The 24,194-nt window shown below is 70.6% G+C and carries 17 protein-coding genes; 9 read left to right on the top strand and 8 right to left on the bottom strand.

Annotated features, from left to right (window positions below):
- Positions 1–180 precede the first annotated feature (180 nt).
- From ABGA98_RS09555 to ABGA98_RS09570, 4 genes are all read left to right on the top strand, one after another.
- Positions 181–1,728, top strand: coding sequence for a serine/threonine-protein kinase (locus ABGA98_RS09555; RefSeq protein WP_347617827.1), 1,548 nt, complete (start codon positions 181–183; stop codon positions 1,726–1,728).
- Positions 1,725–2,693 carry an NAD(P)-dependent oxidoreductase gene (locus ABGA98_RS09560; protein ID WP_347617828.1) on the top strand — a complete coding sequence of 323 codons (969 nt, stop codon included), beginning with the start codon at positions 1,725–1,727 and terminating at the stop codon, positions 2,691–2,693. Before ABGA98_RS09555 ends, ABGA98_RS09560 begins: the two co-directional genes overlap by 4 nt.
- A 145-nt stretch (positions 2,694–2,838) precedes the next feature.
- Positions 2,839–4,188 (top strand): FAD-binding oxidoreductase, encoded by a 1,350-nt coding sequence (locus ABGA98_RS09565; RefSeq protein WP_347618338.1) that lies wholly within the window; start codon positions 2,839–2,841, stop codon positions 4,186–4,188.
- Positions 4,189–4,195: 7 nt separating this feature from the next.
- The gene (locus ABGA98_RS09570) at positions 4,196–5,455 is read left to right on the top strand and encodes a cyclopropane-fatty-acyl-phospholipid synthase family protein (RefSeq protein ID WP_347617829.1); all 1,260 of its coding nucleotides are present in this window, start codon (positions 4,196–4,198) and stop codon (positions 5,453–5,455) included.
- 47 nt (positions 5,456–5,502) lie between these two features.
- Here the strand turns inward: ABGA98_RS09570 and ABGA98_RS09575 are convergent, their stop codons facing one another.
- The 5 genes from ABGA98_RS09575 to ABGA98_RS09595 all read right to left on the bottom strand — a co-directional run bounded on the left by ABGA98_RS09575 (position 5,503) and on the right by ABGA98_RS09595 (position 10,489).
- Positions 5,503–6,162, bottom strand: coding sequence for a DUF6069 family protein (locus tag ABGA98_RS09575; RefSeq protein ID WP_347617830.1), 660 nt, complete (start codon positions 6,160–6,162; stop codon positions 5,503–5,505).
- Between the two features lie 133 nt (positions 6,163–6,295).
- Positions 6,296–7,579, bottom strand: a complete 1,284-nt coding sequence (locus ABGA98_RS09580) for a PHB depolymerase family esterase (RefSeq protein ID WP_347617831.1) — start codon at positions 7,577–7,579, stop codon at positions 6,296–6,298.
- Between the two features lie 156 nt (positions 7,580–7,735).
- Entirely contained in the window at positions 7,736–8,062 is a 327-nt protein-coding gene (locus tag ABGA98_RS09585) for a phosphotransferase (protein WP_347617832.1), read from the bottom strand.
- A 256-nt stretch (positions 8,063–8,318) separates the two neighbouring features.
- A complete protein-coding gene (locus ABGA98_RS09590) occupies positions 8,319–8,867 on the bottom strand; it encodes an AAA family ATPase (RefSeq protein ID WP_347617833.1) in 549 nt (182 codons plus the stop codon).
- 86 nt (positions 8,868–8,953) lie between these two features.
- Complete coding sequence (locus tag ABGA98_RS09595; RefSeq protein WP_347617834.1) at positions 8,954–10,489, bottom strand: long-chain fatty acid--CoA ligase; 1,536 nt, start codon at positions 10,487–10,489, stop codon at positions 8,954–8,956.
- Between the two features lie 196 nt (positions 10,490–10,685).
- On the opposite strand from ABGA98_RS09595, the gene ABGA98_RS09600 reads away from it, so the two are divergent.
- The 3 genes from ABGA98_RS09600 to ABGA98_RS09610 all read left to right on the top strand — a co-directional run bounded on the left by ABGA98_RS09600 (position 10,686) and on the right by ABGA98_RS09610 (position 14,581).
- Positions 10,686–12,227 (top strand): GMC family oxidoreductase N-terminal domain-containing protein, encoded by a 1,542-nt coding sequence (locus ABGA98_RS09600; RefSeq protein ID WP_347617835.1) that lies wholly within the window; start codon positions 10,686–10,688, stop codon positions 12,225–12,227.
- Positions 12,228–12,355: 128 nt separating this feature from the next.
- Positions 12,356–13,252, top strand: a complete 897-nt coding sequence (locus tag ABGA98_RS09605) for an alpha/beta hydrolase (RefSeq protein ID WP_347617836.1) — start codon at positions 12,356–12,358, stop codon at positions 13,250–13,252.
- 87 nt (positions 13,253–13,339) lie between these two features.
- Entirely contained in the window at positions 13,340–14,581 is a 1,242-nt protein-coding gene (locus ABGA98_RS09610) for a cytochrome P450 (protein WP_347617837.1), read from the top strand.
- 16 nt (positions 14,582–14,597) lie between these two features.
- Here the strand turns inward: ABGA98_RS09610 and ABGA98_RS09615 are convergent, their stop codons facing one another.
- The gene (locus ABGA98_RS09615; protein ID WP_347617838.1) at positions 14,598–16,502 is read right to left on the bottom strand and encodes a hypothetical protein; all 1,905 of its coding nucleotides are present in this window, start codon (positions 16,500–16,502) and stop codon (positions 14,598–14,600) included.
- Positions 16,503–16,967: 465 nt separating this feature from the next.
- On the opposite strand from ABGA98_RS09615, the gene leuS reads away from it, so the two are divergent.
- A complete protein-coding gene (gene leuS / locus ABGA98_RS09620; protein WP_347617839.1) occupies positions 16,968–19,415 on the top strand; it encodes a leucine--tRNA ligase in 2,448 nt (815 codons plus the stop codon).
- Here the strand turns inward: leuS and ABGA98_RS09625 are convergent.
- Complete coding sequence (locus ABGA98_RS09625; RefSeq protein WP_347617840.1) at positions 19,412–20,380, bottom strand: TIGR03557 family F420-dependent LLM class oxidoreductase; 969 nt, start codon at positions 20,378–20,380, stop codon at positions 19,412–19,414. The two genes, leuS and ABGA98_RS09625, sit on opposite strands and share 4 nt — an antisense overlap.
- Positions 20,381–20,432: 52 nt before the next feature.
- Positions 20,433–20,858 (bottom strand): hypothetical protein, encoded by a 426-nt coding sequence (locus ABGA98_RS09630; RefSeq protein WP_347617841.1) that lies wholly within the window; start codon positions 20,856–20,858, stop codon positions 20,433–20,435.
- 147 nt (positions 20,859–21,005) lie between these two features.
- Here ABGA98_RS09630 and ABGA98_RS09635 point away from each other — a divergent pair, with 147 nt between their 5' ends.
- Complete coding sequence (locus ABGA98_RS09635; protein WP_347617842.1) at positions 21,006–24,155, top strand: PDZ domain-containing protein; 3,150 nt, start codon at positions 21,006–21,008, stop codon at positions 24,153–24,155.
- Positions 24,156–24,194: the final 39 nt, after the last annotated feature.

Below are 24,194 nucleotides of genomic sequence, written 5' to 3' on the forward strand. Positions count from 1 at the left end.
CCTCGCGACCTTCGCGACCTTCCCGCGAAGTTGGGGGAGGTATGGGAAACTTGCCCACTGTTCGGATGGTCTACAGGCGGCCGCGTACGGCGGGTGTCTGCAGAAGGCGTACGCGCCTCCACGGACTCCCGCGTCCAGCGGTCGTCCCGTGGCAGGCGCTCGCCGCTACAGGGGTAGGACATGGTTTCGGAGAGCAACCGCCTCATCGCAGGGCGCTACCAGTTGCTGCGCGAACTGGGCCGCGGGGGGATGGGCGTGGTCTGGGAAGGCCGCGACACCTTGCTCAATCGGCAGGTGGCCGTCAAGGAATTGCTGCTGCCCGAGGGCTTCTCGCCCGCCGACCAGGAGCGGCAACTCCTGCGTACGGCCCGGGAGGCGCGCACCGCGGCCCAGCTCAACCATCCGTCCGTGGTCGCGATCTATGACGTGGCCGAGGACGGTGGCCGGCCGTGGATCGTGATGGAGCTGGTGCGGCACCCGTCACTTGAGGAGGTCGTGCTCACCACCGGCGCCCTGCCCGTACGCGAGGCGGCGGTCGTCGGCCGGCAGGTGCTGTCGGCGCTGAAGGCCGCGCACGAGGCCGGCATCCTGCACCGCGACGTCAAACCCAGCAACATCCTGCTGGCCGACGACGGCCGCGCCGTGCTCACCGACTTCGGCATCGCCACCGCCGAGGGCGACGCGTCGCTCACCCAGACCGGCATGGTCACCGGCTCGCCGAGCTTCCTCGCTCCCGAACGGGTCCGCGCCGCCGACGCCGGACCCGCCTCTGACCTGTGGTCGCTGGGGGCCACGCTCTACGCCTGCATGGTGGGGCGCTCGCCGTTCGAGCGCGGCGACCCCATGGCGACGCTCAACGCCCTGCTCAACGAGGAGCCCGACTACCGCAGGATCCCGCCGGCCCTGCACGAGGTGCTGCGCGGCCTGCTGCAGAAGGAGCCCGAGGACCGGATCGACGCGGAGGAGGCCGACCGGCTGTTCGCGGCCATCATCGCGAACCGGCCCTCGCACGACGACCAGCACGTCGAGGAGAGGAAGCCGGGCAGGCGCCGCGGCCGGGCCCTGCTCGCGGCCGGCGCCGCGGCGGTGCTGGTCATCGCGGGCGGCACGGTGGCCTACCTCGAGTTCGCCGCCCCGGCGGAGGGCACGCCGCGCACCACCACGCGTCCGGCCGCGGTGAGCAGCCCGCTCACGCCGGTCGCCACGGCGACGCAGCCGAGCGCCTCGCCCACGCCCACGGCCACGGCCACGCCGAGCATGACCAGGGCCGTCCCGATCGTGCGGGCGTGGAAGTCGCGGGACGGCTGGTCGATCATGCGGCCGACGGGCTGGCGGGGCGCGCTCGCCGAGGCGTACACCGAGTGGACCCGCAAGGACAGGAGCGCGCACCTCGGGGTCGAGGCCGTCTACGCCGAGCTCGACCCGCACCAGATCATCCGCGACTCCGAGGAGACGTTCAAGCAGAACGCCGTCAACGTCGTCGACCGCGGTCTCAGGAGGATCACCCACCAGGGCGTCAAGGCCGTGGAGTGGGAGTTCTCCTGGACGGCCGGCGAGGCGGGCGACGCGCGCTGGGTACGGCCGGGCGTCCGCTACCGCGAGGTGCGCAGGGCGGTCGCGATCGGCGACACCGCCTACATCCTGTCCTGGACGGTCACCGAGGGGCAGTGGCGCCGCAACAGGGAACTGATGCGGCAGGTGATCAGCAGCTTTACCGTAGGCGCATGAAACCCTGGAACCTGCTCGCCCTGCCCCCGCTCCCCGAAGAGGTGATGCGCCGCCTGCTCGCGCCGCTCGGCGACCGGGTGGCCGTGCGCGTTCCCGCGGCCCGCGAGCGCGACGCGCTCCTGGCGGCGCTCCCGGAGGCGGAGATCGTGCTCGGCGACTGGACGGGCACGCTCGCGCTGGACGCCGAGGCGGTCGCCGCCGCGCCCCGGCTGGCGTTCGTGCAGCAGCCGTCCGTGGGCGTCGACGGTCACGACCTCGACGCCCTGGCCGCGGCCGGGGTGCCCCTGGCCAACACCCCCGGCGTCAGCGCCGTCGCGGTGGCGGAGTGGTGCCTGGCCGCCACGCTGTCGTTGTCGCGCAAGCTGGCCGCCGCCGACGCGGCCGTGCGCGCGGGCGAGTGGCCCCAGCAGGGCCTGCAACCCCGCGAACTGCGCGGCCGCCGCGTCGGCGTGGTCGGCTACGGACCGATCGGCGCGGAGTGCGTCACGCTGTTCCGCGCGCTCGGCTGCGAGGTGTCCTACTGGACCCGCACGCCGCGCCCCGACCCCGGCTTCGAGGCCCTGGACGCGCTCGTGGCCGCCGCCGACGTCGTGGTCGCCGTCATCGCGCTGTCGGACGAGACCCGCGGCCTCGTCGACCCGGCACGCATGAAGCAGGGCGCCCTGCTGATCAACGCGGCCAGGGGCGGGGTCGTGGACCAGGGCTCGCTCACCGAGGCGCTGCGCTCCGGGCACCTGGGCGGAGCGGCACTCGACGTCTTCGACGTGGAGCCGCTGCCGCCCGGCGATCCGCTGCGCGACCTGCCGAACGTGCTGCTCTCCCCGCACGTCGCGGGCGTCACTCCCGAGGCCACCGGCCGCCTGCTCACAGCCACCCTGGACAACCTGGCCGCGGCGGTCGAAGGGAGAAAGGTGGACGCCGTGCTGAACGGTGTCGGGCCGCTGATCTCCAGAAAGTTTACGTAATCGCCTACCATGCAGGCGGTTCACCTGGCACGATAAACAGTTTTCGTGTCTTTAACGACCCCGGTCTGGTTCGGGCCGCCCGCGAGAGATAACGTCTTACCGGCGATCTCTACCGGCTCAAGGGGGTGCTTCCGTGACGACGACGATGTCGACACACCAGCGGGCAGTAGAGCAGATCCGGCGGTCCTACGCCGAGATCCCGGGCGGCGCCGCGCCCCGGCTGGCCAAATCGACGTCCAACCTCTTCAGGTTCCGCGACCAGGGCCGCACGGCCAAGCTCTCGGCCCGCGATCTCGACGAGGTCATCAGCGTCGACCCGGAGACCATGACGGCCGAGGTCCAGGGCATGACCACGTACGAACACCTGGTCGACGCCACGCTGCCGCACGGGCTCATGCCCTACGTCGTCCCGCAGCTCAAGACCATCACGCTGGGCGGCGCCGTGACCGGGCTCGGCATCGAGTCCACCAGCTTCCGCGACGGCCTGCCGCACGAGTCGGTCGAGGAGCTCGAGATCCTCACCGGTGACGGGCGCGTCGTCGTGGCCCGCGAGGACAACGAACACCGCGAGCTTTTCCGCGCGTTCCCCAACTCGTACGGCACGCTGGGCTACGCGCTGCGCATCCGGATCAAGCTCCGCAAGGTGCGGCCGTACGTGCATCTCACGCACGTCAGGTTCACCGACGCGGGCAAGTGCATGCTGGCCATGCAGGAGATCTGCGACAGCATGGTCCACGACGGCGAGAACGTCGACTTCGTGGACGGCGTCTTCTTCACGCCGGGGGAGATGTATCTGACGCTCGGACGCTTCGCCGATCGTGCCCCCTACGTGTCCGACTACACCGGGATGCGCATCTACTACCAGTCGATCCGGCAGCGCAGCCGCGACTGGCTGACCGTCCGCGACTACCTGTGGCGCTGGGACACCGACTGGTTCTGGTGCTCGCGGGCCTTCGGCGTGCAGCAGCCGATGATCCGCTCGCTCATGCCGCGCCGCTACATGCGCTCCGACGTCTACCGCAAGCTGGTGGCGCTCGACCGGAAATACGGCCTGACCGCCCGTATCGACCGGTGGCGCGACCAGCCTGTGCAGGAGTCGGTGATCCAGGACGTCGAGGTCCCGGTCGAGCGCGGCGCCGAGTTCCTTGACTTCTTCCACGACAAGGTGGGCATGACACCTGTGTGGATGTGCCCGCTCCGCGCCGGCTCGCGCTGGCCGCTCTATCCGCTCGAGCCGGGCAAGCTGTACGTCAACTTCGGATTCTGGGGCATGGTGCCGCTGCCGCGGGGGCAGTTCGACGGCTACTACAACCGGCTCATCGAGCGGTCGGTCCACGAGCTCGACGGGCACAAGTCGCTCTACTCGACCTCCTATTACGCCCCGGAGCAGTTCTGGCAGCTGTACAACGGCGAGGCCTACCGGCCGGTCAAGCGGGAATACGACCCGAACGGTCGCCTGCTGGACCTGTACGAAAAGTGTGTACGGGGAAGGTGAAACACGGATGGCGCTGGCAACCATCTTCGAGAAGATCGTCGGCACGGACGCGAATGTCGCGTTCACGGCCTACGACGGGAGCAAGGCCGGGCCGGACGGGGCAGACCTGGCCATCGAGGTGAAGTCCCCGATCGCGGTGGCCTACCTCGCGCAGGCGCCCGGAGAGCTGGGCCTGGCCCGGGCGTTCGTCTCCGGGCACCTTGACGTGCAGGGAGACCTCTACACCCTGCTCGACCGCATGTGGAACATCACCACCAACGACCTCACGACGTCGGAGAAGCTCGCCGCCGTCCGGGCCCTCGGCATGAAGCCGCTGCTCATGCGCGTGCCGCCGCCCCCGCAGGAGATGCGCCAGAGCGCCCTTGCCAGGCTCGGCTCCCGCCACGCCAAGCAGCGCGACGCCGAGGCCATCCACCACCACTACGACGTCTCCAACCGCTTCTACGCGTGGGTGCTGGGCCCGTCCATGGCCTACACGTGCGCCGTCTTCCCCTCTGAGGGCTCCACGCTCGAGGAGGCCCAGTTCGCCAAGTTCGACCTGGTGGCCCGCAAGCTCGGGCTGGAGCCGGGGATGCGTCTGCTCGACGTGGGTTGCGGCTGGGGCGGCATGGTCATCCACGCCGCCCAGCACTACGGCGTCAAGGCCCTGGGCGTGACGCTGAGCAGGCAGCAGGCGGAGTGGGGGCAGAAGGCCATCGCCGACGCCGGCCTCGAGGACCTGGCGGAGATCCGCTTCATGGACTACCGCGACGTCCAGGAGACCGGCTTCGACGCGGTCAGCTCGATCGGCCTGACGGAGCACATCGGCAAGGCCAACCTGCAGGCCTACTTCTCCTTCCTGAACGGGAAGCTGAAGCCCGGCGGGCGCCTGCTCAACCACTGCATCACCCGGCCGACCGGCAAGGAGAAGACCTTCAACAAGGGCGGCTTCATCAACCGCTACGTCTTCCCCGACGGCGAGCTGGAGTCGGTGGGCCTGCTGATCAGGCAGATGGAGGACCTCGGCTTCGAGATCCGCCACGAGGAGAACCTCAGGGAGCACTACGCGAAGACCCTGCGGCACTGGTGCGACAACCTCGACGCCAACTGGGACGACGCGGTCCAGGAGGTCGGCATGGGCACGGCCCGGGTGTGGGCCCTCTACATGGCGGGCTGCATCGTGGGCTTCGAGCGCAACAAGGTGCAGCTCCACCAGGTGCTGGGTGTCAAACTCGACCGGAACGGCCGGTCGGGGGTGCCGCTGCGGCCGGCGGTCGACTGGCCGTGACGGCCCGCGCGGGAGGGCCGGCCGGTCCTCCCGCGTGACGGGCGCCGTCAGTCGTAGGGATCGTGGTCGCGGCGCTCGTAGCCGCGCTGATCGTAACCTCGCTGCTCATAACCCTGCCGCTCGTGGCGCGGCTGCTCATAGCGGGGCTGCTCGTAGTGCGGCCGATCGTATCCGCGGGGCTGGTCGTAGCCGCGGGGATCGTAGCCCCGAGGCTGCTCGTACGGGTGGGGCTCGGGCTCCGGCGCCTCCTCCAGGGCCGTGCGCCCGATCGACGTCAGCAACGAGGCGATGGCGATGCCGATGACGAGGTTGATGGCGGCCGTGGCGATCTGCTCCAGGAGATCGGCGGAGTGCATGAACGGCAGGATCGTGATGATGACGGCGAAGAGCCCGGCGATCCAGCTGAAGAACCTGGCCGGCTCGGGCGTGGAGAGCATGAGGACGAAGAGCAGCAGCGTGGCCACGAGCGCGGCCGCGGCGGCCGAGATCGCGTAGCCCGTGGTCGCCGCGCTGCCGTAGACGGGATCGCCGTCGGGGGCGATCACGCGGATGCCGAGCAGGCTCTTGCTGATCATCACGCCGACCACGACGATCAGCGCGGCCACGACGGCTGCGGCGACCCCTCCTCCCCACACTCGCGCCGGGTTGACCCGTGGTCCGGCCGATCCAGGGCGGCGATCATAGCGATCGTGCGAGGGGTATGACATGAGCTCACCTTTGTCGCGGATGCCGATCAAGCACTTCGGAAACCTTACACGCGCCGTCAAGAGCCGCCCGGGGAGCCGGTCCATCCTGATCGCTCACGGCTGGCTATGGAGTGCGGGTGGAGCCGCTCTCCCGTCAGGAGGTCGTGCAGGCGGCGCCGTTGAGGGCGAAGGAGTCCGGCTCCGCGGTGTCGCCGCCGTGCGTGGCCTGGAAGCCGAACGACGCCGACGCGCCCGGGGCGATCGTGCCGTTGTAGGGGGCGTTCGTGGCCGTGACCCGGCCGCCGGCCGGTGAGACGGTGGCGTTCCACGCGGAGGTGACCGTCTGGCCCGGGGGCAGCGTGAAGGCGAGCGCCCACGAGCCGACCTGGGACGAGCCCGTGTTGGTGATCGTGACGGCCGCCGTGAAGCCGGTGTTCCAGCTGTTCATGGTGTACGTGACCCGGCAGGCGCCCGGCGGGTCCGGCGTCACGGTCGGCGAGGTGGTCGGGCCGCCGCCGGCCGACAGGCCGAAGAAGTCGATGACCGCGGCGGCCATCCCGCTCTGGGGCAGGCTGTGGCCGACGCCCTGGATGCTGATCGCCTCGACGGGCGGGGTGGTCCCGGTGCCGCCGTACCTGGTTCTGGTCCAGTTGGGCTGCGGCCGGTCGGTGAGGCTGGGCGTCTGGCTCAGGCCGTGGACGTCGGTCCACTGCTTGATCTGCTCCTGGAAGTTCGGATAGCGCAGCGTGCCGTCCTCGGTGCCGTGCCAGATCTGCATGCGCGGCCGAGGGCCGCTGTAGCCGGGATAGGCGGCGCGCACCAGGTCGCCCCACTGCTGCGGCGTCCTGCTGATCTGCCCGTTGGCGCAGGCGCTGTTCCAGCTGGAGCCGTCGGTGGTGGCGAAGCAGCCGAACGGCACCCCCATGAACGCCGCCCCGGCCTTGAACACGTCGGGGTAGTCGCCGAGCAGGACGTTGGTCATCATGCCGCCGGACGACGCCCCGGTGACGTAGGTGCGGTCGGGGTCGGCGCCGTGGCGTTGCTGGACGTATCTGACCATGGAGACGATCCCGACGGGGTCACTGCCTCCGTCGTGCCGCAGCGCCTGCGGAGAGGAGACGTCGAAGCAGGAGCCGCTCCTGGTCGCCGACGGGTAGATGACCACGAACTTGTGCCGGTCGGCCAGCGAGGCGAACTCGGTGCCGGAGTGGAAGGCAGGGCCGGACCCGGTGCAGTAGTGCACGGCGACCAGGACCGCCGGGCGGGCGGGCACGCCGTCGGGGACGTACAGGTGCATGCGCAGGTTGCTGGGGTTGGCGCCGAAGCCGGTCACCTCCGTCAGCTGGGCGGAGGAGGCCGGGGTCGCCGTGATCAGGCCGGCGATGACGAGGGCCGCGGCGGCCGTCACGGCGCCTGCTATCCGGGATCTCAGGTTCATCGTGTTCCTCTCCCACGCGGCTGAAACATTGCGAGTGTGAAGAGAAACTTTCAATCTGGCAATCTTCTCGGGACGGACCCGTGCGGTCGAACACATGCTGAGCTGCCAGGAAGGGCCGGCGGAGGGCTTACGCCGGGCTGAAACTTTCGGCTCCCTTCAGGAGGCCGCGCGCAACTCCTCGAGGGTGCCGGCCAGCGACGTCCAGGCCTGTTCTGCGTCCGGCGTGCGCCCGTGCGGCGAGCGCAGCCACTCCACGAACTCGGCCACGTCGTCGAGGGTCCACCGCAGCCGGTAGAACGCCAGCGCCCGCGGGTCGGGCGTGCGGCCCGTGGCCTCGGCGTACCGGGCGAGGTCGCCCGGTTCCTTGGCGACCAGCCAGAGGTCGCGCTCGGGCGGAGCCAGGCCGACCGTGTCCCAGTCGACCAGGGACCACTGGCCGTCCGCGCACAGCAGGTTGCCCGGATGCGGCTCGCCATGGGTCACCACCGGCTCGTCGAGGACGCCGGCCGGTCCTCCGGCCGATCTCGCACGCGATCCACGCTATCGGTACGAACCAGGCGATTTCTCGTCAACAAGCCAGTCGATGGCGGCGACGACGTCCGTGACGACATGGTCGGCTCCACCCCCGGACGGCTCCGCCACCATGCCCCGGTCGACCCAGATCGTCCGCAGGCCCGCCCCCCGCCGTCGAAGAGCGCCAGCATCAGGTCTCCTTGTCGTGAGGGGAACGCGGGCCGCTTCACGAGAGGGGCGCCGCGCCGGCGACGAACGCGGCCCGCTCCTCGACCGGCGCCCTGGGCAGCGCCACCACGTCGTACCCGTGGTCGGCGTAGGCCCGGACGACGGCCTCATAGGTCCGCTCCGCCTCCTCCAGGCTCTGCTTGCGCTCGCTGTCGTGCTCGTAGATCTCGGGCCACGGCGGGGCGGCGAACACGCGCCGGTGATAGCGGAACGTCTCGGCCGCGGTGAGCAGGTGCGGCGGCACCGGACGCCCCAGCATCCGCAGGTAGCCGATGGTGTCGACCAGCCCCCGGTCGAACACCACCGGTCCCGGCCCCGGGGCCGTGCGGTGCGAGCGCAGGTCCCACGACAACATCAGCTCAGCGAACAACTCCGGATCCACCCAGGGCAGCGCGCGGCCGGAGATCGCCACCTGGTCCCGGATGATCGCCCGCCCGGCCTCGGGCCGCGTGGCGAACCCCTGGGCGCCCAGGTGCTCGACCAGCGTGCTCTTCCCTGAGCCTGGTCCTCCGGTGATGACGATGTAGCGGTCGTGGTATTCGGGCATGCGGCAGCGTTCCCCTTCTCTCGGTGGTGACAGGAAGGCCGCCGATCAGGGCCGGGCACGGGAGGCACGCGCCCGGCACGTCGCGCCTAGCGCAGCTCCCGCTTGAGGATCTTGCCCGTGGCCGTCATCGGCAGCTCGTCGCGGAACTCGATGATGCGCGGATACTTGTAGGCCGCCATGTTCTCCTTGCACCAGGCGATCAGCTCGTCCTCGGTGATCGTGGCGCCGGGCGTGCGGATGACGTACGCCTTGATCTCCTCGCCGTGGGAGTCGTGGGCGACCCCGACCACGGCGGCGAGCGAGACGGCCTCGTGGGTGATCAGCACCTCTTCGAGCTCGCGCGGGTAGACGTTGAACCCGCCCCTGATGATCATGTCCTTGGAGCGGTCGATGATGGAATAGTAGCCGTCGGCGTCACGGGTCGCGATGTCGCCCGTCCTGAACCAGCCGTCGCGCATGACCTCCGCGGTCGCCTCGGGGCGGCCGTAGTAGCCCTTCATGATGTTGTGGCCGCGGATGGCGATCTCGCCGGGGCCCTCTCCTTCGACGGTCTTCCAGTCGCTGTCGACCAGCTTCATCTCCACGCCCCAGATGGGCGTGCCCACGGTGCCCGCCTTGGCGGGCCGGCCGGGCTGGTTGAAGCTGGCCACCGGTGAGGTCTCCGACAGCCCGTACCCCTCCAGGATGCCGACCCCGAACGTCTGCTCGAAGTCCTTGAGCACCTCGACCGGCGAGGAGGCGCCGCCCGCCACGGCCACGCGCAGGGAGCGCGGCACCTCCACGCCGTCCGCGTGGATCTTGGAGAGCATGCCCCAGTACATCGTGGGCACCCCGGCGAAGAACGTGACGTTCTCCTTCGTCATGAGCGCGAGCGCCTCGCCGGGGTCGAAGCGCGGCATCAGCACGATCGCCGAGCCGCGCAGGAAACCCGTGTTCATGACGACGGTCTGGCCGAAGGAGTGGAAGAGCGGCAGCACCGCCAGGTAGACGTCGCCGCCCTCGCTGTCGGGGAACATCGTGTCGCTGACCATGGCGTTCATCAGCATGTTCTGGTGGCTGAGCTCGGCGCCCTTCGGCTGGCCCGTGGTGCCCGAGGTGTAGAGGATCACCGCGGTGTCGTCGGCGGCGGTCTGCACGGTCGCGAACTCGCCCGCCATCCCGCCGAGCGCGGCCCAGATCGACTCGCCGTGCTCGGACTCGGTCGCCAGCGGCGTGGCGGGGAGGACGAAGAAGTGCTCGCAGCCGGCGGCCGCCTCGAACCCGGCCCTCCCGCGCTCACCCAGCGGCAGTTCGGGCGTGCCCTCGAAGCAGAACAGGGCCTTGGCGTCGCTGTCGTCGAGGTGGTAGGCGATCTCGCGGGACTGCAGCAGCACGTTGAGCGGCACCACCGTGGCGCCGGCCTTCAGGATGCCGAAGTAAACGAACGGGAAGTACGGCAGGTTCGGACACGCCAGCGCGACCTTGTCGCCCTTGCCGATCCCGCGCGACACCAGCAGGTTGGCCACCTGGTTGGCGACAGTGTCGATCATGGAGTACGGCAGCCGCATGTCGCCGAAGACGATCGCGGTGCCGTCGGGGGTGTTCCTGGCGCTGTCCTCCAGGACGACCGACAGATTGAGCATGACGCCTTCCTCCCTCTCAGCAGGCTTCGGCGCCATCTTCGCAGGGGCAACATACCGGCCGGTAGGGCAAAATCGCGATTTCTCCCGCTGTGGCGCCCCGGACACGGCCCGACGCAGGTTGCGGGGGCCACCTCGGGATATGGACGTGCCCCTGCGCCTGGAGTAAGCAGGGAGCAAACACTCCTCAAGGAGGGTCATGGAGTACGACTATGTGATCGTCGGGGCGGGGTCGGCGGGCTGCGTGCTGGCCGGCCGCCTCTCGGAGGATCCGGATGTGTCGGTGGCGCTGGTCGAGGCGGGCGGGCGGGACGGCAAGCTCGCGATCCGGATGCCCGCGGGCTTCTCCAAGCTGTTCAAGACCGGCGACGACTGGAACTTCACCACCGCCAAGCAGGGCGAGCTGTCCGGCCGCGAGCTCTACTGGCCCAGGGGCAGAGTGATCGGCGGCTCGTCCTCCATGAACGCCCAGATGTGGGTGCGCGGCTGCCAGCACGACTACGACCAGTGGGGCGTGCCCGGCTGGGCCTACGACGACGTGCTGCCGTACTTCACCAGGGCCGAGCGCCGCGTCGGCAGCAACGAGGGCGGCGTCTACGGCACCTCGGGCCCTCTGTACGTGTCCGAGCTGCGCAGCCCCAACGTCACCACCGCCGCGTTCCTCCAGGCCTGCGACGAGCTGGGATTATCCCGGCTCAGCGAGCTGAACGGGCGCTCCAACGAGGGTTACAGCCCCACGCCGGTCACCCAGCGCCGCGGCCGCAGATGGAGCGCGGCCGACGCCTACCTGCACCCGGCCATGAAGCGGCCCAACCTCCACGTGATCACCGGGGCCTCCGTCGAGCGGGTGCTGTTCGACGGCCGCCGGGCCGCCGGCGTCGAGTACGGCGGCGGGCGGATCGGGGCCAGGCGGGAGGTCATCCTGTCCGCCGGCACGATCGGCTCGCCCCACCTGCTCATGCGCTCCGGCGTGGGTGCGCCGGAAGAGCTCCGCGACGCCGGGGTGCCCGTCGTGCGCGAGCTGCCCGAGGTCGGCAAGAACCTGCAGGACCACCTCTCCACCGGCGTGTTCGTCGAGTGCCGGCAGCCGGTGACGCTGACCAGGGCCGAGTCGATCGGCAACCTGCTGCGCTATCTCGTCCTGCGCTCCGGCATGCTCACCACGAACGTCGGCGAGGCCGTGGCGTTCATCAGGACCTCGGACGAGGAGCCCGCGCCCGACATCGAGCTGGTCTACGCGCCCGTGCCGTTCGTCGACCACGGCCTGTCCGAACCGGCCGGCCACGGGCTCACCGTCGGGGTCGTGCTGCTGCAGCCGGACAGCCGCGGCAGGATCGGGCTGAGCGGAAGGGACGTGGTGATCGACCCCGCCTACCTGACCGCGGAGGCCGACGTCCGGCGCCTGGTGGCGGGGCTGAGGACGGCCAAGCGGGTGTTCGCCACCGCCGCGATGAAGCCGTACGCGGGTGGGCCGATGGCGCCGTACTGGGGGCCGGAGAGCGATGAGGAGCTCGCGCAGTGGGTGCGCGAGCGCGCCGAGACCCTCTACCACCCCGTCGGAACCTGCCGCATGGGGGTCGACGACGCCTCCGTCGTGGACCCCGAGCTGCGGGTACGCGGCGTCGAAGGGCTCAGGGTCGTGGACGCGTCGATCATGCCGACGCTGAACCGCGGTCACACCCACGCGCCGGCCGTCATGATCGGCGAGAAGGGCGCCGACCTCATCAGGAGTTCGAGGTGAGGCACCCTTGACGTAAGTGGTCACTCGCCGTCTCGTCAACGGCATCAACCACCTGCGCCACACCTGGTGAGAGCGCCGCGGCGGGAGTGCGTGCTCCGGCGGCGGGCCGAATGCTAGGTTTCGCAGTCATGGAGATCAGGACTGTCCACGCCAATGGGGTGGAGTTCGCGTATCTGACGATGGGGGAGGGGCCGCTGGCGTTGTGCCTGCACGGCTTCCCCGACACGGCCCACACCTGGCGCCACCTGATGCCCGCGCTGGCCGAGCGCGGCTACCGCGCGGTCGCGCCGTTCATGCGCGGCTACGCGCCCACCGAGGTCCCCGCCGACGGGGCGTACGAGGAGGCCGCGCTGGTCGCCGACGTGCGCGCGCTGCACGAGGAGCTCGGCGGCGACGCGGACGCGGTCGTCATCGGCCACGACTGGGGCGCCTTCCCCGTCTACCGCGCCGCCGGCCGCTTCCGCAGGGCCGTGGCCCTCGCCGTGCCGCCGCCCGGCGCCCTCGGCGCCCGCTTCCTCGACTACGACCAGCTCAAGCGCTCCTTCTACGTCTTCCTGTTCCAGACGGGCGTGGCCGAGGCCGCCGCCGCCAGGCCCGGCTTCATCGGCAACCTCTGGCGCGACTGGTCGCCCGGGTACGACGCGCGCGAGGACCTCGAGTTCGTCCGGCGCAGCATCGGCGAGCCCGCCAACCTGCGGGCGGCCATCGGCTACTACCGGTCCATGCTGGGCGCCACGCCGCCCTCAGGCCGCTACCCGGAGGTGGAGTCCACGGTGACCGGGCCGGTCCTCTACCTGCACGGCGCCCAGGACGGTTGCCTGAGCGCCGAGCTGACACAGGACGCGCCCGGCCTCCTGCCGGAGGGCTCGCGGGTGCAGCAGGTGGCGGGGGCCGGGCACTTCCTTCATCTCGAACGGCCCGCCGAGGTCAACCGGCTCATCCTCGACTGGCTCGGCCCGGCGTCCTCGGCCGAGCTGACCCAGATCCGCCCGATGGGCTTCAACCTCGGCTCCGGGCGTTCCTGAGCGCCTGCCGCCCCGGATGTCCAAGGGCAACGTACGGTGTACGTCCGGACCATTGACGTAAGTGTCCGCTTTCCGAATGATGGCCACATGAGCGTTCTCGACTTCGATCTGTCGGACCCCGAGTTCTGGGCCAGGCCCATGGACGAGCGAGAGAGGGCGTTCGAGCGGTTGCGCTCGCGCGAGACGCCCGCCTTCTTCGAGGAGATGGAGCTTTCCTTCGCGCCCAAGGGGCCCGGCTACCACGCGCTGGTCAAGCACGCCGACATCCTCGAGGCCAGCCGTAATCCCGAGGTCTTCAGCTCCGGTCAGGGCGGCGCGACGAACATCCCCGACATGCCCGCCGAGTTCGCCGAGTATTTCGGCTCGATGATCAACATGGACGACCCCCGGCACGCGAGGCTCCGCAGGATCGTCTCGCGCGCGTTCACGCCCAAGATGATCAAGCAGTTCGAGGCGGACGTCGAGGCGGCGGCGGGCGCCATCGTTGGCGACCTCCTCGCCAAGGGGCCCGGCTGCGACTTCGTCACCGAGGTCGCCGCGCGCCTGCCCCTGAAGATCATCTGCGACATGATGGGCATCCCCGAGCGCGACTACCGGTTCGTCTTCGACCGCTCCAACATCATCCTCGGCGGCTTCGACCCCGAATACACCGGCGGCGACCTCACCCAGATCGCCGACCGCCTGCTCACCGCCGGGATGGAGCTGCAGCAGCTGGTCCAGGACCTGGCCGCCCACCGCGCCGACCACCCCACCAACGACCTGACGTCGTCCCTGGTCAACGCGAACATCGACGGCGAGCGGCTGACGATGCAGGAACTGGGCTCGTTCTTCATCCTGCTGGTCGTGGCCGGCAACGAGACCACCAGGAACGCCATCTCGTACGGCCTGCGCCTGCTCACCACGAACCCCGGCCAGCGCGCGCTCTGGCTGGACGACATCGACGGGCGCGCACCGGGAGCCGTGGAGGAGATCGTCCGCCTGGCCTCCCCGGTGAACTTCATGCGCCGCAAGGTCACCCGCGACCACGAGATGAACGGCCATCTCTACCGCAAGGGCGAGAAGGCGGTCCTGTACTACTGGGCGGCCAACCGGGACGAGGGCGTGTTCGCCGACCCGCTGCGCTTCGACATCACCCGCGACCCCAACCCGCACGTCGGCTTCGGCGGCCCGGGCCCGCACTTCTGCCTCGGCGCCCACCTGGCCAGGCGGGAGATCACGGTGATGTTCCGCGAGCTGCTGCGCCGCGTCCCGAACATCGAGGGCGGCAAGCCGGACCGCCTGCACTCCAGCTTCATCAACGGCATCAAGCACATGGAGTGCGTCTTCTAGCCGTCGAGGCGCCAGGTCAGGAGGCCAGCCTGATCTGGTTCATGACCGTGCGGATGTCGGGCAGGAGCTGCTTGCTCTCGGCCGGGATCGACATGTAGACGATGGCCGGGACGTTGCCGCCGGTGTTGACGGCCATCGTCACGATCGTGGCCTTCTCGGTCTGCGACGTCAGCGAGTACGCGATCAGCCGTCCCGTGGAGTCGCCCACCTTGATCGGCTGCTGGGCGATCTTGCGGACCGTGTTGTCCTTGGGGAAGAAGCTCCTGCGGGCGGAGAGCACCACCTGCTTGATGACCGGCTCCAGGTCGTCCCGCTCGTAGTACGAGGCCAGCCGCTGCGACAGCGGCGCCGTCATCAGCTGCGCGTAGCGCTCGGGCGCGACCTGGACGTACTGGCGGGTGTCGAAGCCGTACGTGGCCTTGACCGTGGCGCGCTGGTCCAGCCGCCAGTCACCGCCGAGGCGCGGGACCGAGATGCGGGCCGGCGCGTCCGGGATCCTGCCGAGGACGGGGGAGGGCTTGCCGGAGTATTTCGGCAGCGGGCCGATCGACGACGAGGTCTTGGTGGCGCGCGGCTTCTTCGAGGCGGACGGCTGCGCCGCGACGTTGGAGCTCGCCGGGTCCTCGCTCGCGAGCGGTCCCGCCAGGAACGCCCAGATCAGCGCGATCACCAGGGCGACCGCCACCGAGCCGCCGAGGGCGTACATCCAGACGGGTTTGCCTGGCTTGTCCTCCAGGGCGTCCTGCTCGCCCATGGCCTGGTAGTTGTCGCCGAAGACGGTGTTCCAGAGCTCCTGCTGGCGCTCTGGCGGCGGGGTGCGTGACCCGCTGATCTGGCCCGCCGTCACGAAGCGGCGGTCGGGGTCGGAGGGGTCGCGGTTGAGGTTCGCCCCGGGGCGGGAGGCCTGGTCCTCGCCGGAGGGCGTGTCAGTGTGGGGGGAGTCCATGGGGGTGGAGGGCACCGCGCGATCGTCTCGCAGGTTCTCGGAGTGTTTGGCGTACGTGATCGTCCGCTCGGAGGCGGGGACGGAGGACGGGGGAGGGTGGGCTGTGGACGGGCCGTCGTGGGGCGGGGTGTGGTTGGGGGCGGACTGGTGGTGCGTGGGCGTGAGCTCCGGTGACTCGGCCGCGTGGCGCTTGCCCCGTGGCGCCGGTTCGTCCGGCCACGCGCCGGGAGCGGGGGCCGGCGGCTGCGCCCACGCGGGCACCGGGTCGGGGACCTGACGCTGCTCGGGGTGCTGGGGCGCCTTCGTGCCGCCCTGCGGTGGCCGGTCCTGCCGCGGGGAGGATCCCGGGGCGGCCTGCGGTGGTCCGGCCACGCTCTGGGGGGACACCTCCGGCCAGGACATGGGCACCTCGGGGGAGGAGGTCTCGGGCCGCGAGGCCGGCACGTCCTGGTGTGGTGCGCCAGGCCAGGAGGAGGGGGCGGCGGCGTTCCGCGTGGAGCCGGGCGGCCATGAGGAGGGCCCCGCGCGGTCCTGTGGCGGAAGGTCCGGCCAGGAGGCGGCGCCGGCGCCCGGCTGCGGCGATGCCTGGGGCCACGCGGAAGGGCCGGTGCCCACCGCGGTGGGGTCGGGCTGAGCGGAGCCGGACCAGGAGGAAGGGCTGGTGGTGTTCTGCGGCGGGAGGTCCGGCCAGGACGAGGCGCCCGGGGCGGTGCTCTGGGGCGGCTCGGGCCAGGACGGGCCGGTCGTGTCCTGCGGGGAGGCCGCGTGGCGTGAGCGGCGGGGAGGCTCGGGCCAGGAGTCGTCCTTGCGCGGCGGCTCCGGCCACGCGGGGTCGCCGTGGCCGGGCACCGGTGCCTCGGGCCACGATGTGGGAACGTCGGCGGCGTGCGAGCCGGACGACCGTGGGCCGGATCCGTCGCGTCGCGGGGCGTCGGGCCAGGACGGCAGGTGTGATCCGGAATCATCCGCTGCCATGGCCGGCCCTCCCGATGTAGTGTCCGGATTTGCCCTTATATCCGGATTTGACGTCCGAGGCATGATCTCATGGGATTTTCCAGGAGATGTAGGCCGTTCCGCAGCGAAACGAGCGAAGCCGTCAGGATCGGTCGGCGGATCCTGGAGCGGCAGGTCGGCGTCCGGACGATCAGGCTCAGCTGGGTACACCACGGCGACAAGGCTATTCTTCTGGGACGAATGAGGTCACAACGGATACATCACCATCAGGTCTCGCTGGACCTGAAGGATCTATTGTGCCCGCCGGCCTCGATCGAGTATCTGCATTCAGCCGAAGACGTGCGCTAGGCTTGACACATGCGTTCCGCGACCCTGCTTCTTAGCGGGCCGCGACGGCCCTGAAGATCTCGCCGTCGCGGCTCCACCCCTCGTTGTGTGCACGGGGGGTTTTCTTATGGGTCCGAGTCAATTCAAAGGACAGTAGCCGTGAGTGAGTACGATCCGCAGGCGCTGCAGGCCAAGTGGCAGCAGCGATGGGAGGAGCAGGACCCCTACCGGGCGAGCGAAGACCCGGCCGACCCCCGCGAGCGGCGCTACATGCTCGACATGTTCCCCTACCCGTCGGGTGACCTGCACATGGGCCACGGCGAGGTCTTCGCCATCGGCGACGTCATCGCGCGCTTCTGGATGCAGCAGGGCTACAACGTCCTGCACCCGATCGGCTGGGACTCCTTCGGCCTGCCCGCCGAGAACGCCGCGATCAGGCGCAACGCCCACCCGGCCGAGTGGACCTACGCCAACATCGAGACGCAGGCCACCTCGTTCCGGCGCTACGCCGTCTCCTTCGACTGGTCGCGTCGCCTGCACACCAGCGACCCCGACTACTACCGGTGGAACCAGTGGCTGTTCAACCGGTTCTTCGAGCGCGGCCTGGCCTACCGCAAGGGCGGTCTGGTCAACTGGTGCCCCAACGACCAGACCGTGCTGGCCAACGAGCAGGTCGTGGCCGGCAAGTGCGAGCGCTGCGGCGCCGACGTCATCCGCCGCGAGCTGACGCAGTGGTACTTCAAGATCACTGACTATGCGCAGCGCCTGCTGGACGACATGGAGCAGCTGGACGCCTGGCCCGAGCGGCTGCTGACCATGCAGCGCAACTGGATCGGCCGCTCAGAGGGCGCCGACGTGCTGTTCGAGATCGAGGGCCGCGACGAGCCGGTCCACGTCTACACCACGCGGCCCGACACCCTGTTCGGCGCCACGTTCTTCGTGGTCGCCGCCGACGCCGCGCTGGCCGACGAGATCGTCACCGACGAGCACCGCGCCGACTTCGAGGCCTACCGCGCCGAGGTCGCCAAGCTGAGCGACATCGAGCGCCTGGCCACCGACAAGGAGAAGACGGGCGTCTTCCTGGGCCGCTACGCGATCAACCCGGTCAACGGCGAGCGCATCCCCGTCTGGGCGGCCGATTATGTGCTGTCCGACTACGGCCACGGCGCCATTATGGCCGTGCCCGCCCACGACCAGCGTGACCTGGACTTCGCGCTGAAGTTCGGGCTGCCGGTGAAGGTCGTCGTGCACACCGGTCTGGCCGACCCTGGCGAGACCGGCGAGGCCACGCCCGGCGAGGGCACGCTGGTCAACTCCGGGCCGCTCGACGGCCTGAGCAAGACCGAGGCCATCGCCAGGATCATCGAGATCCTGGAGCGCGACGGCAGGGGCACGGGCGCGGTCAACTACCGGCTGCGCGACTGGCTGCTGTCCCGGCAGCGGTTCTGGGGCACACCGATCCCGATCATCCACTGCCCCGACTGCGGCGAGGTGCCCGTCCCCGACGAGCAACTGCCGGTCACGCTGCCCGACATGCGCGGCGAGGCGCTGGCGCCCAAGGGCGTCTCCCCGCTGGCCAGCGCGACGGAGTGGGTCAACGTCGAGTGCCCCAAGTGCTCCGGTCCGGCCCAGCGCGACACCGACACGATGGACACCTTCGTCGACTCGTCGTGGTATTTCCTGCGTTACTGCTCGCCGGGCTACGCCGACGGCCCGTTCGACCCCGAGCAGGTGCGCAAGTGGGGCCCGATCGACCAGTACGTCGGCGGCATCGAGCACGCGGTGCTGCACCTGCTGTACTCACGGTTCTTCACCAAGGTCCTGCACGACATGGGCATGGTCGACTTCACCGAACCGTTCGTCCGCATGCTCAACCAGGGGCAGGTGATCAACGGCGGCAAGGCCATGTCGAAGTCCCTGGGCAACGGCGTGGACCTGGGCCAGCAGATCGACGACTTCGGCGTCGACGCCGTGCGCCTGACGATGATCTTCGCCGGGCCGCCCGAGGACGACATCGACTGGGCCGACCTCTCGCCGGCAGCCTCGCAGAAGTTCCTGGCCCGCGCGCTGCGCGTGATGTCCGAGGTCACCGGCGAGCCCGGCGTGCCGTTCGAGGGCGGCGACGTGGAGCTGCGCAAGGTCACGCACCGCACGATCGACGAGGTCACCAGGCTGGTCGAGTCCTACCGCTTCAACGTGGCGGTGGCGCGCATGATGGAGCTGACCTCGGCCACGCGCAAGGCCATCGACTCCGGCCCCGGCCCGGCCGACCCGGCGGTCCGCGAGGCCGCCGAGACCCTGGCCGTCATGTTGTCGCTGGTGGCCCCCTACACCGCCGAGGAGGGCTGGGAGCGGCTGGGCCGCACCGGTCCCGTCGCCTTCGCCGGCTGGCCGGTGGCCGAGCCGCAGCTGCTGGTGCAGGAGTCGGTCACCTGCGTGGTGCAGGTGGCGGGCAAGGTCCGCGACCGCCTGGAGGTCCCGCCCGGCATCAGCGAGGACGACCTGCGGGCGCTGGCCCTGGCCTCGGAGAAGGTCGCGCCCTATCTGCAGAACGCGCCCCGCAAGGTGATCGTCCGGGCGCCCAAGCTGGTCAACATCGTCCCTTAGAGGGAGCGCAGGGCCGGCAGCAGTTCCTTCTCCGCCCAGTCGAAGAAGGGCTGCTGCCGGTCGTGGCCGATCTGGACGAGCGCGATGTGGGTGAATCCCGCGTCGACGTACTTCCTCGCGGCCTGCACGACCGCGTCCACGTCGTCGCCGCAGGGCACGCTCCGGGCCACGTCCTCCGGGCGCACGGTGCCGGTGGCGGCGGCGAAGTTCACCGGCGCGGGCAACTCGGCCATGACCTTCCAGCCGCCGGTGGCCGCCCAGCGCCACAACGTGTGCGCGCGCTCCTTGGCGGCCTCGGCGTCGGTGTCGTAGGAGAGGGCGAGCTGGCCGTAGACGGGCCTGCCGTGGCCGCCCGCCGCGTGGAACTGCTGCACCACCTCCGGCAGCGGCTCGTTGACCACGAGTACGTCGCCGTACTCGGCGGCGAGCTCGGCGGACTGCCCACCGGAGGCGGCGATGCCGATCGGCACCGGCCGCTCCGGCAGGTCGTAGAGCTTGGCGGAGTCGACGTCGTAGAACTCGCCCTGGCGGGTGACGTACTCGCCGCTGAAGAGCTCCCTGATGATCTGTACGGCCTCGGCGAACATGCGGTGCCTGGTGTCGACCGGCGGCCAGCCCTCGCCGATGACGTGCTCGTTGAGGTTCTCGCCCGCACCGAGCCCCAGGGTGAACCGGCCCCCGCTCAGCACGCCCATCGTGGCCGCCTTCTGCGCGACCACGGCCGGGTGGTAGCGCATGATGGGGCAGGTTACGTAGGTCATGAGCGGGAGCCGCTCGGTGACCTGGGCCGCGGCGCCGAGCACCGACCAGCAGTAGGGCGAGTGCCCCATCTCCTCCAGCCACGGGAAGTAGTGGTCGGAGATGACCGCGTAGTCGAAGCCGGTCCGCTCGGCCGCCGCGGCGTAGTCGACCAGCTCGCGGGCCGGGGTCTGTTCCGACATCAGGGTGTAGCCGATATGTACCATGCGTCCCGGCTACCCCTGTATGCCGGGATTAGCGTCCACGGACTGGAGATCGTCAACGGCACCGGTCGCGCATCTCCTCGGCCACCAGGCCCAGGCCGATACCCAGCAACCAGACGTCCTTGGCGATCGCGACGCCCTGCTCGGAGGGCCGCAGACTGCCCTCCTGCCGCAGGCCGGGCGTCTTGAGATACAGGCCGAGCAGGCCCGCCGCGAAGCCGGTCAGCGCGGCCCCCGCCAGGAGCGACGGCACCAGCGGCACCAGCAGGGCCACGCCGAGGGTGATCTCCGTCTTGGAGAGCAGCCTGGTGAAGGTGGCCGGGCTCATCCTGTGCAGGAACGTATAGGTGCCCGCGGCCATGCCGTGCAGGCTCGCGGCGGTGTCCTCCCCTGCGCCTGACTTGCTGAGCCCGGAGTTGAGGATGACGGCCGCGGCGGCCAGCCGGGGCGGGAGCTGGTGCGGGCGGGCGAGGATCTTCATGGTGCCTCACAGGATGCGGAAGCCGGAATTCGTACCATTCCCCTGCATGTCCGGCGCATCCCGGACTTGGTCGTTCCGAGGACAGGGTGAGTTCGCTGGGGAGAGAATTCTTGGGTCGGCCTTGGTCTCGCGCATTAGTGTGCATCTGTGACAAATGGCGCATACCTCAGACACCCGCACCTGCACGGTGACATGGTGACCTTCGTCGCCGACGACGACGTCTGGCTGGCTCCCCTGACAGGAGGCAGAGCCTGGCGCTTCACCGCGGACCGCGTATCGGTGTCGCATCCGAGATTCTCGCCCGACGGCAGCCGCATCGCGTGGACCAGCGGCAAGGAGGGTGCCCCGGAGGTGTTCGCGGCCGAGATCGACGGCCCGGAGGGCGAACGGCTGACCCACTGGGGCAACACGGCGACCGGCGTACGCGGATGGACCCCCGAGGGCGACGTGCTCGCGGTCAGCGCGGCCGGGCAGAGCGAGACCAGCAGGAACTGGGCCTACGCGGTGCCGCTCGACGGGGGACCGGCCACACGCCTGCCGTACGGGTGGCTGAGCGACGTCGCGGTCAACGGCGTCCAGGTGGCGACCGTGTCGCCGATGTGGCGAGAGCCCTCGCACTGGAAGCGGTACCGAGGCGGCACAGCGGGCAAGATCTGGGTCGACGCCGACGGCGACGGGACGTTCACCAGGCTGTTCGCCGACAGCGCGGCACAGTACTGGTCGGCCGGCTGGGTGGGCGACAGGATCGTGTTCCTGGCCGACATCGACGGCGTCGGCAACCTCTACTCCGCCCGGCCCGACGGCTCCGACCTGCGCAAGCACAGCTCCCACGAGGAGTTCTACGCCCGCCACGCCGCCGGTGACGGCGAACGGGTCATCTACAGCCACGCCGGCGACCTGTGGTTGCTGGAGAGCCTGGACGCCGAGCCGTACCGGCTGGACGTGCGGCTGGGCGGGCCGCGGCCAGGGCGGGCCCGGCGGCCGGCGCCCCTGCGGGCGGGCTCGTACTCGCCCGACCCGAGCGGGCGGGCCAGCGTCGTGGAGATCCGCGGCACCGCCCACTGGGTGACCCACCGCGACGGCCCCGCCGGCGTGCTCCAAGCGCGGCCGGGCGTCCGCGTACGTCTCCCGCAGGCCCTGGACTCCGACGGGCGGGCCGTCTGGGTGTCCGACGCGAGCGGCGAGGACGGGCTGGAGGTCGGCACGCCAGGAGGCGAGATCAGGACGCTGGCCACCGGTCAGCTCGGCCGCGTGCTCGACCTGGAGGCAGCCCCTGACGGCAAGCACGTGGCGGTGGCCACCCACGACGGGCGGCTGCTGGTCGCCGACCTCGAAACCGGGAACCTCCGCGAGCTCGACCGCACCACGCAAGGAGACGTCAGCGGCCTGACGTTCTCGCCCGACTCGAGCTGGCTGGCCTGGGTGCACCCCCACCACGAGCCGCTGTCACAGATCAAGATCGGACGCGTCGACGGGACCTCCGTCATCGACGTGACCCCGATGCGGTTCGCCGACTACGACCCCGTCTTCACCAAGGACGGCAAACACCTGGCGTTCCTGTCGATCCGGACGTTCGACCCCGTCTACGACACCCACAGCTTCGACCTGTCGTTTCCCCAAGGTTGCCGCCCCTACCTCGTGCCGCTGCAGGCCGGCACGCCGTCGCCGTTCGATCCCTCGCTGCAGGGCCGCGGGTTCAACGGTGAGGACGACAAGGCCGCCAAGGACGACGGAGCGAAGGACGACGCGCCGCCGCGCACCGAGGTCGACCCCGACGGCATCGCCTCCCGCGTGGTGGCGGTGCCGGTGTCCTCGGGGCTCTACAACAACCTGCGCACCGCCAAGGACGCCCTCCTCTGGCTGCGCCACCCGCTCACCGGCCGCCTGGGCGACGGCACCGAGTCCGAGAACGACACCGTGCTCGAACGGTACGACCTCAAGAAGCGCGCCAAAGCAGAGCTGGGCAGGGAAGTGCGCTCGTTCGAGGTCAGCGGCGACGGCGCCAGGCTCGTCACCAACGGCAAGAACGGCCTGCAGACCCGCTCCGCCGCCGAGGGGGACGAGGTCGTCACCATCGACCTCGACCGCGTCACCGTCCAGATCGACCCGGTCGCCGAATGGCGGCAGGGCTTCCGCGAGGCCGGGCGGCTCATGCGCGACCACTTCTGGCGCGAGGACATGAACGGCGTCGACTGGCAGGCCGTACTCGACCGCTACGAGCCGCTGGTCGACCGCATCGGCTGCCACTCCGAGCTGATCGACCTGCTCTGGGAGACCCAGGGCGAGCTGGGCACCTCGCACGCCTACGCCGTGGCCAACACCGGCGGCCACGACCCCCGCCGCCGCCAGGGACTGCTCGGCGCCGACCTGGACAGGGACGGCGACGGCGTGTGGCGGGTCACCCGCATCCTGCCCAGCGAGTCGTCCGACCCCGCCGCCCGCTCGCCGCTGCTCGCCCCGGGCGTCGCCGTCCGCCCCGGCGACGCCATCATCGCCGTCGGCGGCCGCCCCGTCGACCCGGTACGCGGGCCGCTCGCCCTGCTGGCCGGCACCGCCGACCAGCCCACCGAGCTGACCATCCGCCCCGCATCAGGGGGCGAGCCGCGCCGGGTCGTGGTGAACCCCATCGCCGACGAGACGCAACTGCGCTACCACGACTGGGTGGAGGACCGCCGCGCACACGTCAGGCAGGCTTCGGGCGGCCGGCTCGGCTACCTGCACGTGCCCGACATGGTGGCCTCGGGATGGGCGCAGTTCCATCGCGACCTGCGTACCGAGATGGCCTGCGACGGGCTCATCGTGGACGTCCGCGAGAACAGCGGCGGGCACCTGTCGGAGCTGATACTGGAGAAGCTGTCCAGGAAGGTCACCGCGTGGTCGCTGGTCCGCGGGTACGAGCCGATGCGCTACCCGGAGGACTCGCCGCGCGGGCCGGTCGTGACCGTCACCGACGAGTTCGCCGGCTCCGACGGGGACATCGTGAGCGCCGGGGTCAAGAACCGCGGGATCGGGCCGCTCGTGGGCACGCGGACGTGGGGCGGCGTGATCGGGATCGACTCGCGCTACACGCTCGTCGACGGGACACGGGTGACGCAGCCGCGCTACGCGTTCTGGATCGAAGGCCCTGGGTGGGGGGTGGAGAACTACGGGGTCGACCCCGACGTCGAAGTGGTGATCACCCCGCAGGACCGGGTCGCGGGGCGTGACCCGCAGCTCGACAAGGCGATCGAGCTGGCCATGGCCGCCCTGGAGGAGACCCCGCCCGCCACGCCTCCCAGCCTGCCGCCCGCCCGCTGAGCCCGCACACCGGTGGGGAGGAGCCGTACGGCCCCTCCC

This window comes from Nonomuraea sp. B1E8 (genome assembly GCF_039871515.1).
In the GTDB taxonomy this organism is placed as follows: domain Bacteria; phylum Actinomycetota; class Actinomycetes; order Streptosporangiales; family Streptosporangiaceae; genus Nonomuraea.

What these genes read in the sequence shown, in the direction of transcription:
- ABGA98_RS09630 (WP_347617841.1), bottom strand. Translation starts at nt 20,858, where the DNA reads ATGAAGATCCTCGCCCGCCCGCACCAGCTCCCGCCCCGGCTGGCCGCC.
- ABGA98_RS09625 (WP_347617840.1), bottom strand. Translation starts at nt 20,380, where the DNA reads ATGGTACATATCGGCTACACCCTGATGTCGGAACAGACCCCGGCCCGC.
- ABGA98_RS09555 (WP_347617827.1), top strand. Translation starts at nt 181, where the DNA reads ATGGTTTCGGAGAGCAACCGCCTCATCGCAGGGCGCTACCAGTTGCTG.
- ABGA98_RS09600 (WP_347617835.1), top strand. Translation starts at nt 10,686, where the DNA reads ATGGAGTACGACTATGTGATCGTCGGGGCGGGGTCGGCGGGCTGCGTG.
- ABGA98_RS09560 (WP_347617828.1), top strand. Translation starts at nt 1,725, where the DNA reads ATGAAACCCTGGAACCTGCTCGCCCTGCCCCCGCTCCCCGAAGAGGTG.
- ABGA98_RS09615 (WP_347617838.1), bottom strand. Translation starts at nt 16,502, where the DNA reads ATGGCAGCGGATGATTCCGGATCACACCTGCCGTCCTGGCCCGACGCC.
- ABGA98_RS09605 (WP_347617836.1), top strand. Translation starts at nt 12,356, where the DNA reads ATGGAGATCAGGACTGTCCACGCCAATGGGGTGGAGTTCGCGTATCTG.
- ABGA98_RS09570 (WP_347617829.1), top strand. Translation starts at nt 4,196, where the DNA reads ATGGCGCTGGCAACCATCTTCGAGAAGATCGTCGGCACGGACGCGAAT.
- ABGA98_RS09580 (WP_347617831.1), bottom strand. Translation starts at nt 7,579, where the DNA reads ATGAACCTGAGATCCCGGATAGCAGGCGCCGTGACGGCCGCCGCGGCC.
- ABGA98_RS09610 (WP_347617837.1), top strand. Translation starts at nt 13,340, where the DNA reads ATGAGCGTTCTCGACTTCGATCTGTCGGACCCCGAGTTCTGGGCCAGG.
- ABGA98_RS09595 (WP_347617834.1), bottom strand. Translation starts at nt 10,489, where the DNA reads ATGCTCAATCTGTCGGTCGTCCTGGAGGACAGCGCCAGGAACACCCCC.
- ABGA98_RS09575 (WP_347617830.1), bottom strand. Translation starts at nt 6,162, where the DNA reads ATGTCATACCCCTCGCACGATCGCTATGATCGCCGCCCTGGATCGGCC.
- ABGA98_RS09565 (WP_347618338.1), top strand. Translation starts at nt 2,839, where the DNA reads ATGTCGACACACCAGCGGGCAGTAGAGCAGATCCGGCGGTCCTACGCC.
- ABGA98_RS09590 (WP_347617833.1), bottom strand. Translation starts at nt 8,867, where the DNA reads ATGCCCGAATACCACGACCGCTACATCGTCATCACCGGAGGACCAGGC.